This window comes from Streptomyces sp. NPDC089915 (genome assembly GCF_040684675.1).
Lineage (GTDB): Bacteria > Actinomycetota > Actinomycetes > Streptomycetales > Streptomycetaceae > Streptomyces.
Genome location: NZ_JBFBGN010000005.1, coordinates 20,461 through 44,644 on the forward strand (window position 1 = coordinate 20,461; position 24,184 = coordinate 44,644).

20 protein-coding genes, 2 tRNA genes and 1 pseudogene are annotated in these 24,184 nt (G+C 71.3%); 9 read left to right on the forward strand and 14 right to left on the reverse strand.

The annotated features are described in order from the left end of the window. The first annotated feature begins 14 nt into the window (after nucleotides 1-14). Nucleotides 15-995: a hypothetical protein gene (locus AB0O29_RS02920; RefSeq protein WP_365145077.1), complete on the forward strand. Its 981-nt coding sequence runs from the start codon at nucleotides 15-17 to the stop codon at nucleotides 993-995. Nucleotides 996-1,069: 74 nt separating this feature from the next. Here the strand turns inward: AB0O29_RS02920 and clpX are convergent, their stop codons facing one another. From clpX to AB0O29_RS02945, 5 genes are all read right to left on the reverse strand, one after another. After that, entirely contained in the window at nucleotides 1,070-2,356 is a 1,287-nt protein-coding gene (clpX, locus tag AB0O29_RS02925; RefSeq protein ID WP_030297265.1) for an ATP-dependent Clp protease ATP-binding subunit ClpX, read from the reverse strand. Nucleotides 2,357-2,509: 153 nt separating this feature from the next. After that, nucleotides 2,510-3,178 carry an ATP-dependent Clp protease proteolytic subunit gene (locus tag AB0O29_RS02930; RefSeq protein ID WP_079426940.1) on the reverse strand — a complete coding sequence of 223 codons (669 nt, stop codon included), beginning with the start codon at nucleotides 3,176-3,178 and terminating at the stop codon, nucleotides 2,510-2,512. Nucleotides 3,179-3,258: 80 nt separating this feature from the next. Further along, nucleotides 3,259-3,876, reverse strand: coding sequence for an ATP-dependent Clp protease proteolytic subunit (locus AB0O29_RS02935; RefSeq protein WP_365145081.1), 618 nt, complete (start codon nucleotides 3,874-3,876; stop codon nucleotides 3,259-3,261). Between the two features lie 276 nt (nucleotides 3,877-4,152). Beyond that, nucleotides 4,153-5,547 (reverse strand): trigger factor, encoded by a 1,395-nt coding sequence (tig, locus tag AB0O29_RS02940; RefSeq protein WP_365145084.1) that lies wholly within the window; start codon nucleotides 5,545-5,547, stop codon nucleotides 4,153-4,155. A gap of 165 nt (nucleotides 5,548-5,712) precedes the next feature. Next, nucleotides 5,713-5,789 (reverse strand) — tRNA-Pro (locus AB0O29_RS02945). Between the two features lie 181 nt (nucleotides 5,790-5,970). Here AB0O29_RS02945 and AB0O29_RS02950 point away from each other — a divergent pair. Continuing rightward, nucleotides 5,971-6,041: transfer RNA gene (locus AB0O29_RS02950), tRNA-Gly, on the forward strand. Between the two features lie 55 nt (nucleotides 6,042-6,096). Here AB0O29_RS02950 and AB0O29_RS02955 read toward each other — a convergent pair. From AB0O29_RS02955 to AB0O29_RS02970, 4 genes and pseudogenes are all read right to left on the reverse strand, one after another. Continuing rightward, complete coding sequence (locus tag AB0O29_RS02955; protein ID WP_030229627.1) at nucleotides 6,097-6,291, reverse strand: hypothetical protein; 195 nt, start codon at nucleotides 6,289-6,291, stop codon at nucleotides 6,097-6,099. A gap of 164 nt (nucleotides 6,292-6,455) precedes the next feature. Further along, complete coding sequence (locus AB0O29_RS02960) at nucleotides 6,456-6,911, reverse strand: HD domain-containing protein (RefSeq protein ID WP_365145252.1); 456 nt, start codon at nucleotides 6,909-6,911, stop codon at nucleotides 6,456-6,458. Nucleotides 6,912-6,950: 39 nt separating this feature from the next. Then, nucleotides 6,951-8,324, reverse strand: a pseudogene (locus tag AB0O29_RS02965) (pyridoxal-dependent decarboxylase); the annotation flags it as partial. Nucleotides 8,325-8,424: 100 nt separating this feature from the next. Continuing rightward, nucleotides 8,425-9,570 carry a PP2C family protein-serine/threonine phosphatase gene (locus tag AB0O29_RS02970; RefSeq protein ID WP_365145087.1) on the reverse strand — a complete coding sequence of 382 codons (1,146 nt, stop codon included), beginning with the start codon at nucleotides 9,568-9,570 and terminating at the stop codon, nucleotides 8,425-8,427. A gap of 116 nt (nucleotides 9,571-9,686) precedes the next feature. Here AB0O29_RS02970 and AB0O29_RS02975 point away from each other — a divergent pair, with 116 nt between their 5' ends. Further along, the gene (locus tag AB0O29_RS02975) at nucleotides 9,687-10,919 is read left to right on the forward strand and encodes a GNAT family N-acetyltransferase (RefSeq protein WP_365145090.1); all 1,233 of its coding nucleotides are present in this window, start codon (nucleotides 9,687-9,689) and stop codon (nucleotides 10,917-10,919) included. A gap of 28 nt (nucleotides 10,920-10,947) precedes the next feature. Here the strand turns inward: AB0O29_RS02975 and AB0O29_RS02980 are convergent, their stop codons facing one another. Further along, nucleotides 10,948-11,754, reverse strand: a complete 807-nt coding sequence (locus AB0O29_RS02980) for a DNA-formamidopyrimidine glycosylase family protein (RefSeq protein WP_365145093.1) — start codon at nucleotides 11,752-11,754, stop codon at nucleotides 10,948-10,950. A gap of 68 nt (nucleotides 11,755-11,822) precedes the next feature. Next, nucleotides 11,823-12,311, reverse strand: a complete 489-nt coding sequence (locus AB0O29_RS02985) for a ribose-5-phosphate isomerase (protein WP_365145096.1) — start codon at nucleotides 12,309-12,311, stop codon at nucleotides 11,823-11,825. Between the two features lie 219 nt (nucleotides 12,312-12,530). Here AB0O29_RS02985 and AB0O29_RS02990 point away from each other — a divergent pair, with 219 nt between their 5' ends. After that, nucleotides 12,531-13,997, forward strand: a complete 1,467-nt coding sequence (locus AB0O29_RS02990) for an amino acid permease (protein ID WP_365145099.1) — start codon at nucleotides 12,531-12,533, stop codon at nucleotides 13,995-13,997. A gap of 69 nt (nucleotides 13,998-14,066) precedes the next feature. Here the strand turns inward: AB0O29_RS02990 and AB0O29_RS02995 are convergent, their stop codons facing one another. Then, the gene (locus AB0O29_RS02995) at nucleotides 14,067-14,651 is read right to left on the reverse strand and encodes a biotin transporter BioY (RefSeq protein ID WP_365145102.1); all 585 of its coding nucleotides are present in this window, start codon (nucleotides 14,649-14,651) and stop codon (nucleotides 14,067-14,069) included. 286 nt (nucleotides 14,652-14,937) lie between these two features. Here AB0O29_RS02995 and AB0O29_RS03000 point away from each other — a divergent pair, with 286 nt between their 5' ends. The 3 genes from AB0O29_RS03000 to AB0O29_RS03010 all read left to right on the forward strand — a co-directional run bounded on the left by AB0O29_RS03000 (nucleotide 14,938) and on the right by AB0O29_RS03010 (nucleotide 18,725). Continuing rightward, nucleotides 14,938-16,335, forward strand: a complete 1,398-nt coding sequence (locus AB0O29_RS03000) for an amino acid permease (protein ID WP_365145105.1) — start codon at nucleotides 14,938-14,940, stop codon at nucleotides 16,333-16,335. A 156-nt stretch (nucleotides 16,336-16,491) separates the two neighbouring features. Then, on the forward strand, nucleotides 16,492-17,892 hold the full coding sequence (locus AB0O29_RS03005) for an amino acid permease (RefSeq protein ID WP_365145108.1): 1,401 nt from the start codon (nucleotides 16,492-16,494) through the stop codon (nucleotides 17,890-17,892). A 176-nt stretch (nucleotides 17,893-18,068) separates the two neighbouring features. Then, nucleotides 18,069-18,725 carry a superoxide dismutase gene (locus tag AB0O29_RS03010; protein WP_365145111.1) on the forward strand — a complete coding sequence of 219 codons (657 nt, stop codon included), beginning with the start codon at nucleotides 18,069-18,071 and terminating at the stop codon, nucleotides 18,723-18,725. Nucleotides 18,726-18,850: 125 nt separating this feature from the next. On the opposite strand, the gene AB0O29_RS03015 is transcribed toward AB0O29_RS03010, so the two are convergent. Continuing rightward, nucleotides 18,851-19,498, reverse strand: a complete 648-nt coding sequence (locus AB0O29_RS03015; RefSeq protein ID WP_365145114.1) for a DsbA family protein — start codon at nucleotides 19,496-19,498, stop codon at nucleotides 18,851-18,853. 125 nt (nucleotides 19,499-19,623) lie between these two features. Here AB0O29_RS03015 and pepN point away from each other — a divergent pair, with 125 nt between their 5' ends. Beyond that, a complete protein-coding gene (gene pepN / locus AB0O29_RS03020) occupies nucleotides 19,624-22,170 on the forward strand; it encodes an aminopeptidase N (protein WP_365145117.1) in 2,547 nt (848 codons plus the stop codon). A gap of 151 nt (nucleotides 22,171-22,321) precedes the next feature. Further along, a complete protein-coding gene (locus AB0O29_RS03025; RefSeq protein WP_365145120.1) occupies nucleotides 22,322-23,284 on the forward strand; it encodes a hypothetical protein in 963 nt (320 codons plus the stop codon). Here the strand turns inward: AB0O29_RS03025 and AB0O29_RS03030 are convergent. Continuing rightward, nucleotides 23,260-24,168: a pyridoxamine 5'-phosphate oxidase family protein gene (locus tag AB0O29_RS03030; protein WP_365145122.1), complete on the reverse strand. Its 909-nt coding sequence runs from the start codon at nucleotides 24,166-24,168 to the stop codon at nucleotides 23,260-23,262. The genes AB0O29_RS03025 and AB0O29_RS03030 overlap by 25 nt on opposite strands. Nucleotides 24,169-24,184: the final 16 nt, after the last annotated feature.

Here is a 24,184-nt window from a genome sequence, read left to right on the forward strand (position 1 = left end):
CAGGGGGACTCGGGATGAGTTTCAACCAGCCAGGGCCGTACGGCCAGCAGCCGCAGCAGCCGGGCCCCTACGGGCAGCAGCCCCCGCAGCAGCCGAACCCGTACGGCCAGCCCGCCCCGCAGCAGCCGGGCTACGGCTACCCCCAGCAGGCCCCGCCCCCGCCGCCGGCCTACGCCCAGCCGGGCCCTCCCCCGCCCCCGCCGCCGGCCTACCCCCAGCAGGGCGGCTACCCGCAGCAGCCCCCGCAGCCCGCGTACGGCTACCAGCAGCCCCCGCAGCAGGCCTACACGCCCCCGCCGGCGCCCCCGAAGAAGTCCAAGGCCCTCCCGATCGTCGCGGTGGTCGCGGCCGTCGCCGTCATCGGCGGCGCGGGCTGGTGGTTCCTGGGCGGCGGCTCGGGCGGCTCGGTCTCGGACGCGACGAAGGGCTACAAGCTGGTCGCGCCCCCCTCGGTGGCCGAGTTCCAGCAGGACCCGAAGTACAAAGAGCAGCCCATGAGCGACAAGGACAAGCAGGAGGCTGCGGCTGCCGGCATCAACAACGCCACCCAGGTGGGCATGAACTACCAGACCGGCGATCCGAAGAACCCGCTGACGACCAAGGCCCTCCAGTTCAAGGGCTACTACGGCGATGTCGCCGACCCTGAGAAGGCCGTGGACGGCCTCTTCGCCATGGCCAAGCAGAACGTCGGCAAGAACGACGGCAAGACGAAGAGCGAGCTCCTCGGCAGCCCGAAGGAGATGAGCCCGGCCGGCTTCAAGGGCGCCGTGATGAAGTGCCAGGAGGTCAAGTTCACCTCGACCTCCACAGACCCGTCCTACAAGGGGCCGAAGGAGTTCACGCTGCCCATCTGCATCTGGGGCGACTACAGCACCGTGAGCATGATCAACGCCGCTGACGCGGGTGCCCTGCTCGCCGGGAAGCCCGGCTACACCCTGGAGCAGACCGCGGACCTCACCGCGAAGCTCTACAACACCGCCCGCGTGAAGAAGTAACCCCGAGGACCACATACGAGAAGGGGCGCCCCGGATCCTCCGGGGCGCCCCTTCCGCGTACGACGAGCGATCGGCTACGCCGACTTCTCCTGCGGGCCCTGGTCCTTCGGGACGATGCGGGGGACCAAAGTCGGGTTCACGTTCGAGCGGACCACGTCCGCCGTGATGACCACGCGGGCCACGTCCTTGCGGGACGGGACCTCGTACATCACCGACATCAGGACCTCTTCCATGATGGCGCGCAGACCGCGCGCGCCCGTCTGGCGGAGGATGGCCTGGTCGGCGATGGCCTCCAGGGCCTCGCGCTCGAAGTCCAGTTCCACGCCGTCCAGTTCGAACAGGCGCTGGTACTGCTTGACGAGGGCGTTGCGCGGCTCGACCAGGATCTGGAGCAGGGCCTCGCGGTCCAGGTTGTGGACCGAGGTGATGACGGGGAGACGGCCGATGAACTCCGGGATCATCCCGAACTTCACCAGGTCCTCCGGCATGACCTCCTGGAACTGGTCGCTCGCCTCGATCTCCCGCTTCGAGCGGATCGTCGCCCCGAAGCCGATGCCCTTGGCGCCCGCGCGCGACTCGATGATCTTCTCCAGGCCGGCGAAGGCGCCGCCCACGATGAAGAGCACGTTCGTCGTGTCGATCTGGATGAACTCCTGGTGCGGGTGCTTGCGGCCGCCCTGCGGCGGGACCGACGCCGTCGTCCCCTCCAGGATCTTCAGGAGGGCCTGCTGCACGCCCTCGCCGGAGACGTCGCGCGTGATCGACGGGTTCTCGCTCTTGCGGGCGACCTTGTCGATCTCGTCGATGTAGATGATCCCGGTCTCGGCCTTCTTGACGTCGTAGTCGGCCGCCTGGATCAGCTTGAGGAGGATGTTCTCCACGTCCTCGCCGACGTACCCGGCCTCCGTCAGCGCCGTCGCGTCGGCGATGGCGAACGGGACGTTCAGCATGCGGGCCAGCGTCTGGGCGAGCAGGGTCTTGCCCGAACCCGTGGGGCCCAGCAGCAGGATGTTGGACTTCGCGAGCTCGATCGCGTCGTCACGGCCCTGCGCGCCGCCGTTCTCGCCGGCCTGGACGCGCTTGTAGTGGTTGTAGACCGCTACCGAGAGCGCCTTCTTCGCCGGCTCCTGGCCGACGACGTAGCTCTCCAGGAACTCGTAGATCTCACGGGGCTTGGGGAGTTCCTCCCACCGGACCTCGGAGGTCTCCGCGAGTTCCTCTTCGATGATCTCGTTGCAGAGGTCGATGCACTCGTCGCAGATGTACACACCGGGTCCTGCGATGAGCTTCTTCACCTGCTTCTGGCTCTTCCCGCAGAACGAGCACTTGAGCAGGTCGCCGCCGTCACCGATGCGTGCCACGAGGTGCTTCCCCTTCGCCTGGGAGACGCTTGGTTCAGCGCTCCTGGTGCCTCATATCCGACGGTACCTTGCCGGGGGCCCCGTACGGGGCCCCCTTGGCACGGTTCACATCGCGGAAATCCGCGCCGTGTCCGCGCCAACTGGCGGCAAGGATCAGGCCGCGTTCATCTTGCGGGTCGAGACGATCTGGTCGATCAGCCCGTAGGCCAGCGCGTCCTCGGCCGTGAGGATCTTGTCGCGCTCGATGTCGTCGCGGATCTTCTCGATCGGCGTCGTCGAGTGCTTGGCCAGCATGCTCTCCAGCTGGTCGCGCATGCGCAGGATCTCGTTGGCCGCGATCTCCAGGTCGGAGAGCTGCTCGCGGCCCGTGCCGCCGGACGGCTGGTGGATCAGCACGCGGGCGTTCGGGAGGGCCATGCGCTTGCCCGGGGTACCGGCGGCCAGCAGGACGGCGGCGGCGGAGGCCGCCTGGCCCATGCAGACCGTCTGGATGTCGGGCTTCACGAACTGCATCGTGTCGTAGATGGCCGTCAGCGCCGTGAAGGAGCCGCCGGGGCTGTTGATGTAGATCGAGATGTCGCGGTCCGGGTCCATCGACTCCAGGCACAGCAGCTGCGCCATGACGTCGTTGGCGGAGGCGTCGTCGATCTGCACGCCGAGGAAGATCACGCGCTCCTCGAAGAGCTTCGCGTACGGGTCGTACTCGCGCACGCCCTGCGAGGTGCGCTCCACGAAGCGCGGGACGACGTAGCGGTTGTCCACCTGCGGGCCGGAGTAGAGGCCGCTCGCGGAGAAGTTGTTCTGCATCTGGGTGTTCACCATCCTGGTGGCGTTCTGCGGGCTGGGGTTGCCTGGAGCGGGCCTGCGGGCGCACGGGGACCGTGCGCCGGGCCCGGGGCGGGTCAGGCCCCGGTGCCGCCGCCGCCCGGAGCGAGGGACGCGGCCGCGATGATGTCGTCGATCAGGCCGTACTCCTTGGCCTCCTCGGCGGTGAACCAGCGGTCGCGGTCGCCGTCGCGGATGATCGCCTCGACGGTCTGGCCCGAGTGGTGGGCGGTGATCTCGGCCATGCGCTGCTTGGTGCGCAGCAGGTACTGGGCCTGGATCTTGATGTCCGACGCGGTGCCGCCGATGCCGGCGGAGCCCTGGTGCATCAGGATGTCGGTGTTCGGGAGCGCGAAGCGCTTGCCCGGGGTGCCGCCGGTGAGCAGGAACTGGCCCATGGAGGCGGCCATGCCCATGCCGATGGTGACGACGTCGTTCGGGATGAACTGCATGGTGTCGTAGATCGCCATGCCGGCCGTCACGGAGCCACCGGGGCTGTTGATGTACAGGTAGATGTCCTTCTCCGGGTCCGCGGCCAGGAGGAGGAGCTGCGCCGTGATCTTGTTGGCGATCTCGTCGTCGACCTGCTGGCCGAGGAAGATGATGCGCTCGCCGAGCAGCCGGTTGTAGACATGGTCGCCGAGGCCGCCACCGATGGACGGCTCACCCGCGGCGTAAGGCTTCAGATTCGTCACGTATCCACCTGCTCGTCTCCGACGGCCACATGCCGTCTCAGCGTCTCGTTCTGGGGCGCGGACCGGCCGGTGGTGCGATGCCCCGCCGGCTACGGGTAGTCCCGTGCCCTCGTATTCATGGACCCTAACGCGCAGGTCGGACAACGCCATCCCGCTTCCCGAACTGTTCGCTCGGAGCGCAAGGTCCCGGGGGCCCCGCGGGAGTACGCGGAAGGGCCCGTACGCGGCTGCGTCCGGGCCCTTCGCGGCACTGCTCTGCGGGCTCAGCCCGGGGTGTTACTTGGCCTCTTCGGCCTTCACCTCGTCGTCGCCCTCGACCGCGGCCTCGACGACCTCGGCGGCCGTCTCGACCTCGTCCTCGTCGTCGGACAGGTCGATGACCTCACCCTTGGTGTCGACGACCTTGGCGGCCTCGACGACGACCGCGAGGGCCTTGCCGCGGGCGACCTCGCCGACCAGCATCGGGACCTGGCCACCCTCGACGACGGCCTGGGCGAACTGGTCGGGGGACATGCCGGAGGACTGCGCGCGGCGCATGAGGTGCTCGGTGAGCTCCTCCTGGTTGACGCCCAGCTTCTCCTTGTTGACCAGCGCGTCGAGGACGAACTGGGTCTTGATGCCCTTGACGGCCTGCTCGGAGGTCTCGGCGTCGAACTCCTCGACCGTCTTGCCCTGGATCTCGAGGAACTTCTCGAGGTTCAGGCCCATCTGGCCGAGCTGGTGGTGCTCCAGGTTGTGCTTGCGGGTCTGGACCTCGTCCGCGAGGAGCTTCTCGGGGATCGGGACCTCGACGAGCTCCAGCAGCTTCTCCAGGACGCGCTCCTGGGCCTGCGTGGCCTGGTCGTACTGCTTCATGTTCTCGAGGCGCTTGCGGCTGTCCGCCTTCAGCTCGTCGAGGGTGTCGAACTCGCTCGCCATCTGGGCGAACTCGTCGTCCAGCTCCGGCAGCTCGCGGGCGGAGACCTTGGTGACCTTGACGGTGACCTCGGCGTCCTTGCCCTCGGCGGAGCCGCCCTTCAGCTGCGAGGTGAAGGTGGCCTCGCCGCCGGCCTCGAGGCCCTTGACGGCCTCGTCGATGCCGTCAAGGAGCTCGCCCGAGCCGATGGTGTAGGAGACGTCGGTGGCGACGCCGTCCTCGAGGACCTCGCCGTCGACCTTGGCCTCGAGGTCGATGGTGACGACGTCACCCTCGACGGCGGCGCGCTCGACGTCCTTGGTGGACGCGAAGCGGCCGCGCAGCTGCTCGACCGACTTCTCGACGTCCTCGTCCGAGACCTCGACCGCGTCGACCTCGACCTCGATGCCGGAGTAGTCCGGGATCTCGATCTCGGGACGCACGTCGACCTCGGCGGTGAAGGCCAGCAGCTCGCCGTCCTTCAGCTCCGTGATGTCGACCTCGGGCTGGCCCAGCGGGTTCAGGTCGGCCTCGTTGACGGCCTCGGTGTAGAACTTCGGGAGGGCGTCGTTGACGGCCTCCTCCAGCACCGCACCGCGGCCGAAGCGCTGGTCGATGACCCGGTTCGGGATCTTGCCCTTGCGGAAGCCCTTCACCGTGACCTGCTGGTTGATCTTCTTGTACGCCGCGTCGAGGCTGTCCTTGAGCTCCTCGAAGGGCACCTCGACAGTGAGCCGAACCCGAGTCGGGTTCAGGGTCTCCACGGCGCTCTTCACGGTTCGGTCTCCTTGTGGCTGACTGCTGGGGGTTCTGCCGGATCGCTGCGATTCAGCGGCCTCGGCGGATTCGGCCCGGTACATCAGACACACGGGCACGCAGCTTGCATAGTAACCGCAAGCGGCAATCAGCCCACAACGCGATCTTCGTGGGGACACTGCTGGTGGTCGGGGTGGCCGGATTCGAACCGACGACCTTCCGCTCCCAAAGCGGACGCGCTACCAAGCTGCGCCACACCCCGTCGGTGCGACACGTAGGGTACACGCCCGGAAACCCTCCGACGCCCCCGGTTTTCCCGCCGGGCGCACGCACGCGCGGGGCGGGGTCGGGACACGGCGCTCGAAAGCGGTGTGCACTCCCCCGGCGCGACCCGCTAGGATGCTGTCCGTGCCGCGGTCCGACGGACCTGCGGCGCGCGTATTGCGGGTGTAGCTCAATGGTAGAGCCCTAGTCTTCCAAACTAGCTACGCGGGTTCGATTCCCGTCACCCGCTCTGAACGGCTCAGGGCCGGGTCGAGGACTTCTCCTCGACCCGGCCCTGACGCGTTTCAGAGCTTGATGCCGGCGATGGTGTCGGCGAGGGAGTTCAGGAAGCGGTTGACGTCCGGGGCGATGGAGCTGGACGCGAGGAAGAAGCCGAAGAGGACGGCGACGATCGCCGGACCCGCCTTCATGTGCTTGCCGCGGATCAGGATCACCAGGATGACCGCCAACAGAACCACCACTGACAGCGAAATGGCCACTTCTGATCACACCTTCGGTCGTCCCCTGGCCGGCCCGGGGGTCACTCCCGCGCACACCCCCACATGGACCATCCTCCCACCAACCGGCCCCTCCTATCCGCCCTGTGACGAAACGACAACACGTCTTTCCCGCCAATCAGACACGAACCGGGCGTATTTGACGGTCACGGGGCGGTGATGCCGAGGAGGGAGCGGACGCGGGCGTACTTCGCGGTCAGCCTGTCGCGGGTGGGCGCGTCCAGCACGGAGAGGCGTACGGGGTCCGCGTTGTGCGCGAGGTCGGCCTCCTTGACGAGGACGGCCCCGGGCGTGGCGAGGATCCGGGCCGTGTACTCCTCGACCGGTTCTCCAGGGCGCTTCGTGAGCGCCAGGACCATGTCCTTGACCTCCTGCGGGAGGGCGGCCGCCGCGAGCTGCCCGGCGCTGAGGGCCTCGTCCTCGACGGAGTCGTGCAGCCAGGCGGCGGCCTGCTGGGCGGGGCTGCCGCCGCGCAGGCGCACGCCCTCGGCCACGGCCGCGAGGTGCTCGGCGTAGGGGCGGCCGGCCTTGTCGGTCTGGCCCTCGTGCGCGGAGCGGGCCAGGGCCTCGACCTCGGTGAGGGTGAGGGAGCGGTCGGTCATGCGGTCTCCTTCGCTGCCGTGCTCGGCCGCCGTACGGAGTGCTGCCGTGCGGAGTGCCTCCGCGGCCCGGCGCACGTCGGCGGGTGTCGTACGCCAGTTGGAGAACGCCGCGCGCAGGCCGGGGGTTCCCCCGAGGACGGTGGGGGTCACGAAGACCTCGGCGGCGACGGCCTCGCGGAGGGCGGCCAGCCGTTCGGGGGTGGGGTCCTGGGCGAGGGTGAAGCAGACGACGTTGAGGCGTACGGGGGCCAGCAGCCGCAGGGCCGGGTCCGCCTCCAGGAGCTCGCCGAGGGCGCGGGCGCAGGCGGTGTCGCGTTCGACGACCTCCCGGTGGCCCTCGCGGCCGTAGGCGCGCAGGGTGAACCAGGCGGCCAGGGCGCGCAGCCGGTGGGAGTTCTCCGGGGTGAGGTGGACCAGGTCGGGGTCGGCGCCGAGGGGGCCGAGGTAGGCGGCGGCGTTCGCGAAGACGCGGGCCTGGAGGTCGCGGCGGCGGGTGAACTGGACGGCGCTGTCGTAGGGGACGTTGAGCCACTTGTGGAGGTCGACGCAGACGGAGTCGGAGGCGTCGAGGCCCTCGGTGAGGCGGGCGTGCTCCGGGGAGAGGGCCGCGAAGGCGCCGAAGGCGGCGTCGGTGTGGAGCCAGAAGTCGTGGCGGTCCTTGAGGGCGGCGACGGCCCGGAGGTCGTCGAAGTCGACGGTGTTGACGGTGCCGGCGTTGGCGACGACGACGGCCGGGCCGGGGGTGTCGGCGAGGGCGCGGTCCAGGGCGGCGGGGTCGACGGCCTCGCGGCCGGGCAGGGTGGGGACCGGGACGAGGGCGGCGCGGCCGAGGCCGAGGACGGAGAGGGCCTTGGCGATCGAGGAGTGGGGGGCGCCGGAGAGGACGCGGACGGGGCCGAGCGCGGCGACGCCGTCCTGGGCCGGGGAGACGCCGAGGCGCTCGCCGAGCCATTCGCGGGCGACGGCGAGGCCGACGGTGTTGGACATGGTGGCGCCGCTGACGAAGGTGCCGGTGTGGGCGGGGCCCAGCCCGAAGAGCTCGCGGAGCCAGGCGACGGTCTCGCGTTCGAGGTGCTGGCCCGCGCCGTCCATGGCGGAGTTGGAGTTCTGGTCGTGGACGGCGGTCAGCCAGTCCCCGGCGAGGGCGGCGGGGGTGGCGCCGCCGGTGACGAAGCCGAGGTAGCGGGGGCCGGCGGAGGCGGAGAGGCGGGGCTCCCAGCGGTCGCGGAACTCGGCGAGCGCCTCCTCGGCGCCGGCCCCGTGCGCGGGGAGGGGGCGGGGGGCCGGAGGCCCGTCCTGCGGGGGCACGACGGGCCGCCGGTCCAGCCCGGCGAGGGCCTCGGCGGCGGCGTCGCGGGTGGCGTCGAGGAGTGCGGGGAGGCGGGCGAGGTCGGCGGCGAGGGTGGCGTCCATGGGCGGAAGGTATCCCCGGCGGGGGCCCCGGGAACGGGCCAATCACCACCCGGTGGCCCGGTCCGGCGTGCCGCTGCGCGGGGCCGCGCGAGGGGCGCGGCTAAAAGGGCGCTCGGCGGATCAGGAGGAGGGCCCGGTCGTCGTTGACGTCCTTCGCCACCTTCTCGATCAGGTGCCAGGCCGCCCCCTCCCACCCGGCGGCGACGTACCGGTCGGCCTCCCCGGTGAGCCGGTCGATGCCCTCGCTGATCTCCCGGTCGGCGGTCTCGACGAGGCCGTCGGTGAAGAGCATCAGGACGTCGCCGGGCCGCAGGTTCCCGCGGGCCGGTTCGAAGTCGGCGCCGTCGTAGACGCCGAGCAGCGGCCCCTCGCCGGACTTCTCCTGCCAGCGGCCGGTGCCGGCGGACAGCTGGAGGGCGGGCAGGTGGCCGGCGGAGAGGAGTTCGTAGTCGCCGGTCTCCAGGTCCAGGACGAGGTGGATGGAGGTGGCGAAGCCCTCGTCCCAGTCCTGGCGGAGCAGGTAGCCGTTGGCGGCGGGGAGGAAGTCCTGGGGCGGGAGGGCGCCGAGGAGGCCGCCGAAGGCGCCGGAGAGGAGGAGGGCCCGCGATCCGGCCTCCATGCCCTTGCCGGAGACGTCGGTGAGGACCACCTCCAGGGTGCGCCCCCCGTTGGTGCGGGCGGCGACGACGAAGTCCCCGGAGAAGGACTGTCCGCCGGCCGGCCGCAGGGCCATCTCGCGGTGCCACCCGGGCGGGAGGGCGGGCAGTTTGCTCTGGACCCGGATGCGTTCGCGCAGGTCGAAGAGCATGGTGCCGCCGCGCCGCCAGGGCACGCCGACGCGGCTGCGGAACTGGGCGATGATCAGCCCGAAGAATCCGCAGGCGGCGACGGTGAGGACGGTTCCCGGGGTGACCCTGGCCGGCCCCTCGGTGTACGGGCCGAGGACCAGGGCCTCGATGATCAGGGCGGTGGCGGAGGCGGCGTAGAGGCCGAGCAGGCTGGCCGGACGCAGCAGCAGGCCGCCGGCCACGATGGGCAGGACGAGCGCCGACGGCGAGAACCAGACGGGCATCATCATCGTGCCGCAGGCGATCGCGGGGACGGTCAGCAGCAGGCCCCCGAAGGCCAGCCAGTCGGAGGCGTCGCCGCGGAAATAGTCGACGGCGGACTTGCGCAGGGCGGTGCGCGCCCGGTGCGACAGCATGCGCGCCCGGGCCATGAACGTCTCCACACGTGCTCCGGCCATCGTTCGGGACCCTATCCATCATGCCTGGGTGCGCGCAGGGGTACCCCCGTTCCACGGGCCCGGGAAGGCTCGAAAACAGTTCGACCGGACCGTCCCGCCCTGGTAGGGATGACCCCATGGCTCTTGATACGCGCGTATTGCAGGCTGATGAGTGGGATGTCTGGTACGACCATCTGGAACTGGCGTTCGGCGGCGTGCCGGAGACCCCGGAGGAGCGGGCGCTCTACCGGTCCCTGACGGAACCCGGCCGTTCGCTGGGCGTCTGGGACGGCGGGACCTGTGTCGGCTCGGCCGGGGCCTTCGGCTTCCGGCTGTCGGTGCCGGGCGGGGCGGTGGTCCCGGCGGCGGGCGTGACGATGGTGGGCGTGGCGCCGACCCACCGCAGGCGGGGCGTGCTGACCTCGATGATGCGGCGCCAGCTGGACGACGTCCGTGCGGGTGGCGAGCCGATCGCCGTGCTGACGGCGTCGGAGCCGGAGATCTACGGGCGCTTCGGCTACGGCACGGCCGCGTACGCCCTGTCGTTCGACATCGACACCACCCGGGTCCGGCTGAACGTGCCGCCGGGGACGGACGGGGTGCGGCTGCGGCTCGTGGACCCGCTGAAGTCGCTGGCCGACTGCGAGCGGGTGTACGCCGCCCTGGTCGCGGGCCGGCCGGGGATGCCGGCCCGGCAGCCGGGGTGGGAGCGGCAGGCGCTGCTGGACCCGGAGACGCGGCGGGAGGGGGCGTCGCCGCTGAAGTGCGTGGTGGCGGAGGACGCGGACGGCACGGTCGTCGGCTACGCGCGCTACCGGGTGCGGCCGGACTGGGAGCCGACCGGGTCGGACGGCAAGGTGCTGGTCGGCGAGGTGGACGCGCTGGATCCGGCGGCGTACGCGGCGCTGTGGCGGTACCTCTTCGAGATCGACCTGACCTGGCACGTCCGGGTGTTCGGGCGCCCGGCGGACGATCCGCTGCTGCACCTGGTCAACGACGTCCGGCGGATCCGGGCGCGCCAGCGGGACGCGCTGCACCTGCGGGTGGTGGACCTGCCGGGGGCGCTGGAGGCGCGGGGGTACGGGGCTCCGGTGGACGTGGTGCTGGAGGTGGAGGACGCGTTCTGTCCGTGGAACGCGGGGCGGTGGCGGCTGACGGCCGACGGCTCCGGGGCCCGGTGCGTGCGCAGCGACGACCCGGCGGAGCTGGAGCTGTCCGTGCGGGAGCTGGGCTCGGCCTACCTGGGCGGGGTGACGCTGACCTCGCTCGCGGCGGCCGGCCGGGTGCGGGAGCTGCGGCCGGGGGCCCTGCGGGAGGCCTCGCGGGCCTTCGCGGGGGACGTCGCCCCCTGGCTCCCGCACGGCTTCTGACCGGCGCCCTCCCGTCGGCGGTCCGGCTCTAGCGCTGCTGGCAGGCGGGGCACCAGAAGAGGTTGCGGTTGGCGAGGTCGGCCGTGCGGATCTCGCCGCCGCAGATGTGGCAGGGGAGGTTCGCGCGCCGGTAGACGTACACCTCTCCGCCGTGGTCGTCCACGCGCGGCGGGCGGCCCATGGCCTCCGGGAGGTGTTCGTCGCGGACCGTGTCGATGCGGTTGCGGCGGACGCCCTCGCGCATCAGTTCCGCCAGGTCGCTCCACATCGCGTCCCACTCGGCGCGGGTGAGGTCCTTGCCCTGGCGGTAGGGGTCGATGCCGTGCCGGAAGAGGACCTCGGCGCGGTAGACGTTGCCGACCCCGGCGATGACCTTCTGGTCCATCAGGAGGGCGGCGACGGTGGTGCGGCTGCGGGAGACGCGGGCCCAGGCACGGCCGGGGTCGTCGGCGGGGCGCAGCGGGTCGGGGCCCAGGCGGTCGTGTATCGCCTTCTTCTCGGCGCCGGTGAGCAGCGCGCAGGCGGTCGGGCCGCGCAGGTCGGCGTAGTGGTCCTCGTTCAGCAGGCGCAGGCGCACCGTGTCGGTGGCCGGCGGGGCCGGGGCGGGGCCGAAGCCGAGCTTGCCGAAGAGTCCGAGGTGGATGTGGATCCAGGCGTCGCCGAGTTCCAGGAAGAGGTGCTTGCCGTGGGCCTCGGCGCTCTCCAGCTCGCGTCCGTCGAGCAGGGCGGCGCTCTCGGCGAAGCGTCCCTGGGGGCTGCTGACCCGGACCGGGCGGGCGGCGAAGCGCTCGGTGTGGTCCTGGGCGAGGCGGTGGATCGTATGGCCCTCGGGCACGCCGTGCTCCTGCTTTCCTTCGGTCGGGTGCGTGCCGCCGGACGGACCGCGTCCGGCGGCACGGGGGGTTACTGGTCCTGCGGGTGGTGGGCCGGGATCGGGGGGAGCTCGCCGGTCTGCTCGTAGGCCGAGAGCATGTCGATGCGGCGGGTGTGGCGCTCCTCGCCGGAGTACGGGGTCGCGAGGAAGGCCTCGATGAAGGCGGTGGCCTCGTCCTGGGTGTGCATGCGGCCGCCGACGGAGATGACGTTGGCGTTGTTGTGCTCGCGGCCGAGCTTCGCGGTCTCCACGCTCCAGGCGAGGATGGCGCGGACGCCCTTGACCTTGTTGGCGGCGATCTGCTCGCCGTTGCCGGAGCCGCCGATCACGATGCCGAGGGCGTCGGCGTCAGCGGCGGTCTTCTCCGCGGCGCGGAGGCAGAACGGCGGGTAGTCGTCCACCGCGTCGTAGATGTGGGGCCCGCAGTCGACGGGCTCGTGGCCGTTGTTCTTGAGCCAGTCCACCAGGTGGTTCTTGAGCTCAAAGCCTGCATGGTCGGATCCGAGATACACGCGCATGGGTCGAGTGTGGCATGCGAGACCTCGAGGGAGGTCGGAGGGGTGTCGCATAAATCACTTCTAAACCTCAAGTAAACCCAAAGAACGCAGACGGGAGGGGTCGGGACCTTGGTCCCGAGATGGGGGCCTTGGGTAACCATCGGAAGAAGGTCTTCCGTCCTGGCCGGAAATCGGGTTTGAATGCCGGAACTCTCCACCCGAGAACCAAAGGATTCGTCCATGAGCACGACGACGACCCTTCAGAAGGCAGGCGGCCCCACCGGCGAACCCGGTTCCGCCCAGCCCTCCGACGGTCTCAAGGCCGGTCTCAAGAACCGCCACCTTTCCATGATCGCCATCGGCGGCGTCATCGGCGCCGGCCTGTTCGTCGGCTCCGGCGGCGGTATCGCCAAGGCCGGCCCCGCCATCCTGATCTCGTACCTGCTCGTGGGCGCGATGGTCGTCTTCGTGATGCGGATGCTGGGCGAGATGGCCGCCGCCAGCCCGAACTCGGGCTCCTTCTCCGCTTACGCCGACCGCGCGCTCGGCCGCTGGGCCGGTTTCTCCATCGGCTGGCTGTACTGGTTCTTCTGGGTCGTCGTGCTCGCCGTCGAGGCGACCGCCGGCGCGAAGATCCTCGAAGGCTGGGTCCCGGCCGTCCCGCAGTGGGCCTGGGCACTGATCGTGATGGTCGTCCTGACGGCCACCAACCTGGGCTCCGTCGCCTCCTACGGCGAGTTCGAGTTCTGGTTCGCGGGCATCAAGGTCGTCGCCATCGGCGCCTTCGTGATCGTGGGCATGCTCGCCGTCTTCGGCGTGCTGCCGGGCTCGGACAACCCGGGCGCGGGCTTCGCCCACCTCACCGACACCGGCGGATTCATGCCGAACGGCTGGGGCTCGGTCCTCACCGGTGTGCTGATGGTCGTCTTCTCCTTCATGGGCAGCGAGATCGTCACCCTGGCGGCCGGCGAGTCCGAGGACCCGCGCCGCGCGGTCACCAAGGCCACCAACTCGGTGATCTGGCGCATCGGCGTCTTCTACCTGGGCTCGATCTTCATCGTCCTGACCCTGCTGCCCTGGAACGACGAGTCGATCGTCAAGAAGGGCTCGTACGTCGCCGCCCTGGACTCGATCGGCATCGCGCACGCCGGCCAGATCATGAACGTGATCGTCCTGACGGCCGTCCTGTCCTGCCTGAACTCGGGCATGTACACCGCCTCCCGCATGGCGTTCTCGCTGGGCGAGCGCGGTGACGCGCCCAAGGCCTTCGCCAGGACCAGCAAGCGGGGCGTCCCCACGGTCGCCATCCTGGGCTCGGTGGTCTTCGGCTTCATCGCCGTCTACTTCAACTACACCTCCCCGGACACCGTCTTCAACTTCCTGCTGAACTCGTCGGGCGCCATCGCGCTCTTCGTGTGGCTGGTCATCTGCCTGACCCAGCTGCGGATGCGCGGGATCCTGATGCGCGAGGCCCCGGAGAAGGTCACCGTCAAGATGTGGCTCTTCCCGTACCTGACGTGGGCCACCGCCGCGATGATCACCTTCGTCCTCGGCTACATGGTCTACGACAAGGACAACCGCGAGACGGTGCTGTACTCGCTGCTCGTCGCGGCCGTCGTGATCGCGGTCGGCGTGGTGCGCAACGCCCGCCGCAAGAACGAGGCCCTGGCCGAAGCCGCGGTCGAGGCCGCGGTCGACGCCGCCTGACCGGCCCCGCACACGGCAGCAGCCCCGGACCGCCCGCTCGCGGTCCGGGGCTGCTGCGCAGGTACGGGTTCAGCCGCGGCGGCCGGCCAGCTTCCAGGCGGCCGGCAGCGCGCCCATGGCCAGCACGGCCTTGAGGGCGTCGCCGATCAGGAACGGGGTCAGGCCCGCCGCGACGGCCGCGGAGAGGGACATCCCGGTGGCGGCCATCAGGTACGGCACGCCCACCGCGTAGATCACGGCCGAGCCGAGCACCATCGTGCCCGCCGTGAACAGCACCGAGCGGTCGGCGCCGCGCCGCGCGAGGGCGCCGACGACGGTGGCGGCCAGCAGCATGCCGAGGACGTAGCCGAAGGAGGCGCCACCCGCGCCGGAGGTGCCGCCCGCGAACCACGGCAGGCCGGCCGCGCCCAGGGCGGCGTACAGGCCGAGCGCGAGGAAGCCGCGGCGGGCGCCGAAGGCGGTGCCCACGAGCAGGGCGGCGAAGGTCTGGCCGGTGACCGGGACGGGCGAGCCGGGTACCGGTACGGAGATCTGCGCGGCCAGGCCGGTGAGCGCGGCTCCGCCGACGACGAGCGCGACGTCGCGGACGCGGCTCGCGGGCAGCAGGTCGGCGAGGACGGCGCCGGGCCGGAAGGAGACGGAAGCAGTGCTCATGAGGGGGCTCCGCGGGGTGGTGATCGACGGGACACCGTGACGCTAGTGCGCGCCGACGCGCCGCCCCACCGTCGACCGGGACAAAGGCATACTGTCCGGTTTCGTGGGGACCACACAAAGGCCACGCCTCACACCCGAGTTGAAGTGATCCCCATCACGGGGAAGATCCGGCCACACATCCTTTTTGCTCCTATGGGATCCCTCCAGCCAGACTGTAGGGTCCCGCCAATCCCTTGCGCAGCCCCCATCGCCGCTTGGCCGACCGAGAGAGTACGAGCATCTCCTCATGCGCGACTCATTGCCCGAACCGTCCGTCACCGAGGGCGGTCTGCCCCCGGAACCCCTGAGCCACAGCCTCAAGCAGCGCCACCTGACCATGCTGGGCCTCGGCGGCGTCATCGGCGCCGGCCTCTTCGTCGGCTCCGGCGCCGGGATCGGCATCGCCGGCCCCGCGATCATCTGCTCGTACCTGCTCGCGGGCGCGCTCGCGATGCTGGTGATGCGGGCCCTCGGCGAGATGTCCGCCGCGATGCCGGCCTCGGGCTCCTTCTCCGTCTACGCGGAGAAGGCCCTGGGGCGCTGGGCCGGCTTCTCGGCGGGCTGGCTGTACTGGTTCCTGCTGGTCGTGGTGCTCGCCGTGGAGGCGACCGGCGCCGCGAAGATCGCCCACGGCTGGCTGCCGTCGGTGGACCAGTGGGTGTGGGTGCTGCTGTTCATGGTGGTCTTCACCCTCTCCAACCTGGCGGCCGTGCGGAACTTCGGCGAGTTCGAGTTCTGGTTCGCCGCGCTCAAGGTCGGCGCGATCGTGCTGTTCCTGATCCTGGGCACGCTGGCCGTCTTCGGCCTGCTGCCGGACACGGACCCGGTGGGTCTGGCCAATCTGACCGGCCAGGGCGGGTTCTTCCCCAAGGGCGTGGGCGGCGTGATCGCCGGCATGCTGGCGGTCGTCTTCGCCTTCGGCGGCCTGGAGGTCGTCACCATCGCGGCGGCCGAGTCGGACGACCCGGCCCGGTCGGTGGCCCGCGCGGTGCGCAGCGCGGTGTGGCGCATCCTCTTCTTCTACGTGGGCTCGATGCTGGTCATCGTGACCCTGCTGCCCTGGGACTCGCTCAAGCCCGGCGAGAGCCCGTACGTGGCCGTGCTCGACTCGATCGGGATCCCGGCGGCCGGGCAGATCATGAACATCGTGGTGTTCGTGGCGCTGCTGTCGGCGCTGAACGCGAACCTGTACGGCTCCTCGCGCATCATCTTCTCGCTGGCCGAGCGGGGTGAGGCGCCGAAGGCGCTGCTGAAGGTCTCGGGCGGCGGGGTGCCGCGGCGGGCGGTGCTGGCGTCGGTGGTCTTCGGGTTCGCCTCGGTGGTGCTGAACCTGCTGTGGCCGGACACGGTGTTCCTCTACATGCTCAACGCGGTGGGCGCGGTGCTGCTGTTCGTGTGGGCGCTGATCGCGGTCTCGCAGCTGCGGCTGCGGCCCCGGCTGGAGCGGGAGATGCCGGAGCGGCTGACCCTGCCGATGTGGGCGTTCCCGTACCTGACGTGGGCGGCGCTGCTGGGGATGGCGGCGGTGCTGGTGCTGATGCTGTTCGACGACTCGGCGCGGCCGCAGCTGCTGTGGTCCTCGGGCGCGGCGGCGGTGGTGCTGCTGGTGGCCGGGTACCGGGAGCTGCGGGCGCGGCGGGGCTGAGCCTCCGTCATTCCGCGCGAGAGCGGGGGGAACGGCCCGGGACCTCGGTCCCGGGCCGTTCTCGTTGCGTGCGGGCGGCGGTCACGGCGCGTGAGCCGAGTGTCCGGATGCTGAACAGTGAACGTCCGATAAACGGACGGTCGGCAGACTGGGCCCATGAGTCAGAGCACCATCACGCCTCCCGAACTGCGCCCGTCCGCGCCCGGATCCCCGCTCGGCGGGGGCCTCAAGCAGCGCCACCTCTCGATGATCGCCCTCGGCGGGGTCATCGGCGCCGGCCTCTTCGTCGGCTCGGGCGCCGGCATCGCGGCCGCGGGGCCCTCGATCGTGCTCGCGTACGCCGTGTCCGGTGTGCTGGTGATGTTCGTGATGCGGATGCTCGGCGAGATGTCGGCGGCCAATCCGGCGTCGGGCTCGTTCTCGGTGCACGCCGAGCGGGCGATCGGCCCCTGGGCCGGGTTCACCGCGGGCTGGATGTTCTGGACCCTGCTGTGCGTGGGCGTGGCCATCGAGGCCATCGGCGCGGCGCACATCATGACGGGCTGGTTCCCGGGCACCCCGTCGTGGATGTGGGTGCTGGTGTTCATGGCGCTGTTCTGCGGCAGCAACCTGGGCGCGGTGCGCAACTTCGGCGAGTTCGAGTTCTGGTTCGCCGCCCTGAAGATCGGCGCGATCGGGATCTTCCTGGTCCTCGGCGTGCTCGCCGTCCTGGGCCTGCTGCCCGGGACCTCCTCCCCCGGCGCCGCCAACCTGCTGCACGACGGCGGACTCCTGCCCAACGGGGTCGACGGCCTGCTCGTCGGCGTGCTGGCCTCGGTCGTCGCCTACGGCGGCCTGGAGACGGTGACCATCGCGGCGGCCGAGTCCGACGACCCGGTGCGGGGCGTGGCCAGGGCCGTGCGGACCACCATGTGGCGGATCGCGATCGTCTACGTCGGCTCGATGCTGGTGATCGTCACCCTGCTGCCCTGGAACGACCCGTCGGTCACCGGCCAGGGCCCCTACGCCGCGGCCCTGGACCACCTGGGCATCCCGGCCGCCGGACAGGTCATGAACGCGGTCATCCTGATCGCCCTGCTGTCCGCGATGAACGCCAACATCTACGGCTCCTCGCGCATGGCCCACTCGCTGGTCTCCCGGGGCCAGGGCCCGAAGGCGCTGGCCAAGGTCTCGGGCGGGGTGCCGCGTCGGGCGGTGCTGGCCTCCTCGGGCTTCGGGTTCGTCACCGTCCTGCTGTCGTACTGGTACCCGGACACCCTGTTCGCCTGGCTGCTGAACATGGTCGGCGGGGTCATCCTCATCGTCTGGGGCTTCATCGCGGTCTCGCAGTTCGTGCTGCGCCGGCGGCTGGAGCGCGAGGCCCCCGGGACGCTGACCGTGCGGATGTGGGGCTTCCCCTATCTGACGTGGGTCGCGCTGGCCGGGGTGGCCGGGGTGCTGGTGCTGATGGCCGTGGGCGAGGACACCCGCTCGCAGGTGCTGTTCACCGGCGGCCTGGCGGTGGCCCTGGCGGCGACCGGTTACCTGATGCAGCGCCGGGCGGCGCGCCGGAGCTGACGGCCCGGCGGCTCCCCCGGCCCCCCCCTGTGAGGCGGATCCCGTGTGCGACACGGGATCCGCCTCTCTTCGTACCCAGGTAACCCTTACGTGTGACTCGGAATAGATACTGCTAGCGTGCAGTTGCGCATTGATTGCAATAAGCGATTGGCACGCTGAGGGGACCGGATACACGCATGGCCATTTACACGCTTCCTGAGCTTCCTTACGACTACGCGGCGCTGGAACCGGTGATCAACCCGCAGATCATCGAGCTGCACCACGACAAGCACCACGCGGCCTACGTCACGGGCGCCAACACCACGCTGGAGCAGCTGGAGGAGGCGCGCGAGAAGGAGAACTGGGGCGCGCTCAACGGGCTGGAGAAGAACCTCGCGTTCCACCTCTCCGGCCACATCCTGCACAGCATCTACTGGCACAACATGGCCAGCCCGAAGACCGGCGAGGGCGGCGGCGAGCCGACCGCGGCCGACGGCGTGGGCGAGCTCGCCGACGCGATCACCGAGTCCTTCGGCTCCTTCGCCAAGTTCAAGAAGCAGCTGACCTTCGCGTCCTCCGCGACGCAGGGCTCCGGCTGGGGCGTCCTGGCGTACGAGCCCGTGAGCGGCCGCCTGGTCGTCGAGCAGGTCTACGACCACCAGGGCAACGTGGGCGTGGCCAGCACGCCGATCCTGGTCTTCGACGCCTGGGAGCACGCCTTCTACCTGCAGTACAAGAACCAGAAGGTGGACTTCATCGAGGCGATGTGGAACGTCGTCAACTGGCAGGACGTGGCCCGGCGCTACGCCGACGCCAAGGCGAACACCCCGCTGCTGATCCCCGTCAAGGGCTGACCGGCACCCCCTGAACCGCCCGCCTCGTGATCGTCTTCTCAGCCTTCGCGTGCGGGCGTGGTGAGCGGAAGACCCCCGTGAGGACGTGACTCACGGGGGTCTTCCGTATGCGGGGCGGGCGCCGGCTACTCGAAGGACGGGCCCTTGGTGCGGGTGCGCTTGATCTCGTAGAAGCCCGGGGTGGAGGCGACCAGCAGGGTGCCGTCCCACAGGCGGGCGGCGGCCTCGCCGCGCGGGGCCGGGGTGACGACGGGGCCGAAGAAGGCCACCTCCTCGCCGTCGGCGCCGGGCACGGAGATCACCGGGGTGCCGACCTCCTGGCCGACGCGCTCGATGCCGTCGTTGTGGGAGTCGCGCAGCACCTGGTCGTACTCGTCGGAGTCGGCGTAGGCGAGCAGCTCGGCCGGCAGGCCGACCTCCGCCAGGGCGTCGGCGATGACCTCGCGGGTCGCGCCCCGGTCCTCGTTGTGGATCTTCGTACCGAGGGCGGTGTACAGCTTGCCGGTGATCTCCTCGCCGAACTTCTGCTGCGCGGCGACCACCACGCGCACCGGGGCCCAGCCCTTGGGGCCGAGGAGCTCGCGGTAGCGCTCGGGCAGGTCGTCCAGCTTGTCCTCGTTGAGCACCGCCAGGCTCATCACGTGCCAGCGGACCTCGACGTCGCGGACCTTCTCGACCTCCAGCATCCAGCGGGAGGTCATCCAGGCCCAGGGGCAGAGCGGGTCGAACCAGAAGTCGACCGGGGTCTTCTCGCGCACCTGGGTGTCGGTCATGTCTCTCCTCGGGTCACGTGCGGCGTCTGCGGTCAGGTTCCTTCTGGCCAACCGGGCCGGAACCGCGTCCATTCCCCCATGGGAGGATTCGGCCGAAGAAGCGATCACGCACGAAGGAGTGCTACGTGCCCGGTGAGAATCTGTCCCGCGACGAGGCCCGCACACGGGCCGAGCTGCTGTCCGTCGACGGGTACGAGGTGGTCCTCGACCTGAGGTCCGCGGTGGACGAGGCCGAACCGGCCGAGGGGCCCCGTACGTTCCGCTCGGTGACGACCGTGCGCTTCCGTGCCGCGGCGCCCGGCGCCTCCTCGTTCGCCGACCTCATCGCCCCCTCGGTGAACGCGGTCACCCTGAACGGGCGCGCCCTGGACCCGGCCGCCGTCTTCGACGGGGCGCGGATCGCCCTGGACGGGCTGGACGCCGAGAACGTCCTGGTCGTCGACGCGAACTGCGCGTACAGCCGGACCGGCGAGGGCATGCACCGCTTCGTCGACCCGGAGGACGGCGAGGTCTACCTCTACACCCAGTACGAGCCGGCCGACGCCCGGCGGGTGTACGCCAACTTCGAGCAGCCCGACCTGAAGGCCCCCTACCGCTTCGAGGTGACCGCCCCCGAGGGCTGGACCGTCTGGAGCAACGGGGCCGAGGAGTCCCGCGAGGCAGGGGTGTGGCGGTTCGCCGAGACCGCGCCCATCTCCACGTACATCACCTGCGTGGTGGCGGGCCCGTACCACTACGTCACGGACACCTACACGCGCGGGGACCTGACGATCCCGCTGGGCGCGATGTGCCGCAAGGGGCTGGCGCGGCACTTCGACGCGGACGACGTCTTCCTCGTCACCAAGCAGGGCTTCGACCTCTTCCACGAGATCTTCGACTACCCCTACCCCTTCGGGAAGTACGACCAGGCCTTCGTGCCCGAGTACAACCTGGGCGCCATGGAGAACCCGGGCATGGTGACCTTCCGCGAGGAGTACATCTTCCGCGGCAAGGTCACGCAGGCCTCGTACGAGCGGCGCGCGAACGTCATCCTGCACGAGATGGCGCACATGTGGTTCGGCGACCTGGTCACCATGAAGTGGTGGGACGACCTGTGGCTGAAGGAGTCCTTCGCGGACTTCATGGGCTCCTTCGGGCTCGTCGAGGCCACCCGCTTCGACCAGGCCTGGGTCACCTTCGCCAACAACCGCAAGGCGTGGGCCTACCGGGCCGACCAGCTGCCGTCCACCCACCCGATCACGGCCGACATCCGTGACCTGGAGGACGCCAAGCTGAACTTCGACGGGATCACGTACGCCAAGGGCGCGTCCGTGCTCAAGCAGCTCGTCGCGTACGTGGGCCGGGAGGCGTTCCTGGACGGCGCGCGGCGCTACTTCAAGGCGCACGCGTACGGGAACACCACCCTGGACGACCTGCTGTCGGTGCTCGGCGAGGTCTCCGGGCGGGACATGGCCGAGTGGTCGCGGGCCTGGCTCCAGACGGCGGGCGTCAACTCGCTGACCCCGCAGGTCACCACCGACGCGGCCGGCCGGCTGACCGAGCTGGCCGTGGTCCAGGAGGGCGAGGAGCTGCGCCCGCACCGGGTCGCGGTGGGCCTGTACCGGCTGGAGGCCGACGGTTCGCTGGTGCGCTACGCGCGGGCCGAGGCCGACGTGGCGGGCGTCCGCACGGTGGTCTCGGAGCTGGCCGGGCTGGAGCGGCCCGACCTGGTCCTGGTCAACGACGACGACCTCACCTACTGCAAGATCCGCTTCGACGAGAACTCGCTGGGCACGCTCCGCGCCCACCTGGGCGACCTCACGGACCCGCTGGCCCGCGCCCTGTGCTGGTCGGCGCTGTGGAACCTGACGCGCGACGCGCTGATGCCCGCCCGGGACTTCCTGTCGCTGGTGCTGGCCCACGCGGGCCGCGAGAGCGACGTCGGCGTGCTCCAGCAGCTGCACGCGCAGGCGCTGAGCGCCGTCACCCACTACGCGGCGCCCGGCCGGCGCGAGCAGGGCGGCCGGGAGCTGGCGGCGGGCGCCCTGCACGAACTGCGGCTGGCCGAGCCGGGCTCCGAGCACCAGCTGACCTGGGCCCGGTTCTTCGCGGCGAGCGCGACCAGCGAGGGTGACTTCCAGCTGCTGCTGGGGCTGCTGGAGGGTTCGGCGCGGATCGACGGGCTGGAGGTGGACCAGGAGCTGCGCTGGGACTTCCTGCTGCCGCTGGCCGCGCACGGCGTGGCCGACGAGGCCGTGCTGGCGGCCGAGCTGGTCCGCGACGACACCGCCTCGGGCAAGCGGCACCAGGTGCGCTGCCTGGCCGCGCGGCCCTCCGCGGCGGTCAAGGACCAGGCGTGGGCGGTGGTCGTCGAGTCGGACGCGCTGTCGAACGCGCTGGTCGAGGCGACCATCGACGGGATGCAGCAGTCGTCGCAGCGGGAGCTGCTCGCGCCGTACGCCGGGCGGTACTTCGAGGTGATCGAGCGGCTCTGGGCGGAGCGGTCGATCCAGATCGGCATGGACGTGGTGAAGGGGCTGTACCCGATGCTCCAGGACTCGCGGGCCACGCTGGACGCGACGGACGCGTGGCTGGAGGCCCGTCCGGACGCGGCGCCGGCGCTGCGGCGCCTGGTCCTGGAGTCCCGCGACGACCTGGCCCGCGCCCTGCGCGCCCAGTCGCACGACGCGTAATCCCGGGGGGCTCCGCCCCGGATCCCCCACGGGGTCCGGGGCGGAGCCATCGGCAGTCGAACGCCCGTACTTTAGCCCCGGCTTGTCCGGATTTGTCGACGAGCGTGTAACAGGCGTTAGCAAGGCCATGGCCTGAGGGAATCACCGCGTCATGAACCAGAACGCACCCCTCCCCCTCGCCCACCTCACCGCCAGCCGCCCCCGCGTGCTGACCCTCGCACAGCTGCGCGAGCACGGCGTCAGCGCCGCCGAGGCCGCCGGCCGGCCGTGGCAGCAGGTGCTCCCCGGGGTGTTCCTGCTCCACACCGGCCCCGCGACCAGCGAGGAGCGCCTCCACGCCGCGCTCCTGTACGCCGGCCGGCGGGGCAACGGCGAGGCCATGATCACCGGCCTGGCCGCGCTCGCGCTCTACCGCTTCTCCTCCGCCCCCGCCCTGCTGGGCCTCCCCCACATCGACGTCCTCGTCCCGAACACCCGCCGGCTGCGCTCCACCGGCGACGTGCGCATCGTCCGCAGCCACACCCCGCCCCGCCCGATGGAGCTGACCGGGGTGCCCGTGGCCCCGGTGGCGCGGGCCGTCGCGGACGCCGTCGCACAGCTCGACGACGCCGAGACGGTGCGCGGCATCCTCAGCGAGGCCGTCCGCGCCGGGCACTGCGAACCGGCCGCCGTCGTACGGGAGCTGACGGTGGCGCGGCTGCTGAACCGGCCGCACGTGGTCGACGCCGTCGAGTCCCTGCTCGCCGAGGGCCGGGCCATCGCGGAGGACCGGCTGTACCAGCTCGTACGGGGCTACGAGCTCCCCGAGCCGGTCTGGAACGTGGACCTGCGGCTGCCCGGCGGCCCGCACCTGGGCGGGGTGGACGCGTACTGGCCCGAGCAGGCCGTCGCCGTCGAGATCGACACCCGGGCCCCGCGCCAGGGCGAGGACGAGGACTGGGCCGAGGCCGTCCGCAAGCGGGAGACCCTGGAGCGGCTCGGCGTCACCGTCCTCTACCTGACCCCGCGCAAGCTGCGCGACTGGCCCGAGCAGCAGGCCGCCGTCGTCCGGACCGCCCTGACGGCGTCCTTCGACCGCGAGCCCGCCGCCTACCTGGTCGTACTGCCCGCGTGAGGGCCGTCCGGGAGGGCCGGGTTCGCCGGGGAGTACTCCGGGGCGCTCCAGCGCAGCCGCCCCGGATGCAGGCTCTCCACCACCGCCTCCACCCGGAACCGGACACCCCGGCTCCCGTCGGCCGCGAACTCGGTCCGGGCCCGCCCGCTCAGCTGGAGCACCCCGCCGCCCTCCCAGTCGGGGAAGAGCAGTCCGGCGCGCTCGTCGAGGGCCAGGTTGCCCAGGGTCAGGAACATCGCGTTGCCCGGATAGTCCGGCCAGCGCAGCTCGGTGGGCGAGAGCACCTCCACGAAGCCCGGCATCCCGCCCCGGTGGCTCGCGTCGGCCCCGCCCGCGCCGGCGGTGGCCACGAAGAAGGTGTCGGCGGCGCGGACGGCCCGCTCCTGGCCCGGGGTGAGCGCCCCGGAGCGCCGTACGGTCCCGGGCCCCTCGGCCACGCGTTCCAGGGGCTGCCGCTTCTGCAGGTACTTCGGGCAGTTGGAGAAGACCTCCTCGGCCGTCACCGCGAAGCCCCCGGCCGTCACCGCGAGGGTGCCGTTGAGCCGCATCCGGCGCCGGGTGCGCGGGTCGAGGGCGATCGTGCCGACCCGGGTCCCGTCGGCGGCCAGCGCCCCGGCGAGGGGGTCCCCGTCCGGGAGGCCGCCGCGGACCGCGATCCGGTCCGGCCCGGTGGCCCGTACGAAGCCGGGCGCCCCGGTGAGCAGCGAGGCCCACAGCCGGCCCGTGCCGTCGGCGGCGCCGACGACGAGGTGGGGCTGGAGGGCGAGGAAGGCGGCCGCCACGTCCCGGATGCCCGGGCCGATGGAGCGGCCGACGTGTTCGGCGAGCTCGCGGACGCCGACCCGTTCCTGAACGGCCAGCGAGCCCCGGTGGTACCGGTCCATGACGGCTCCCCTTCCT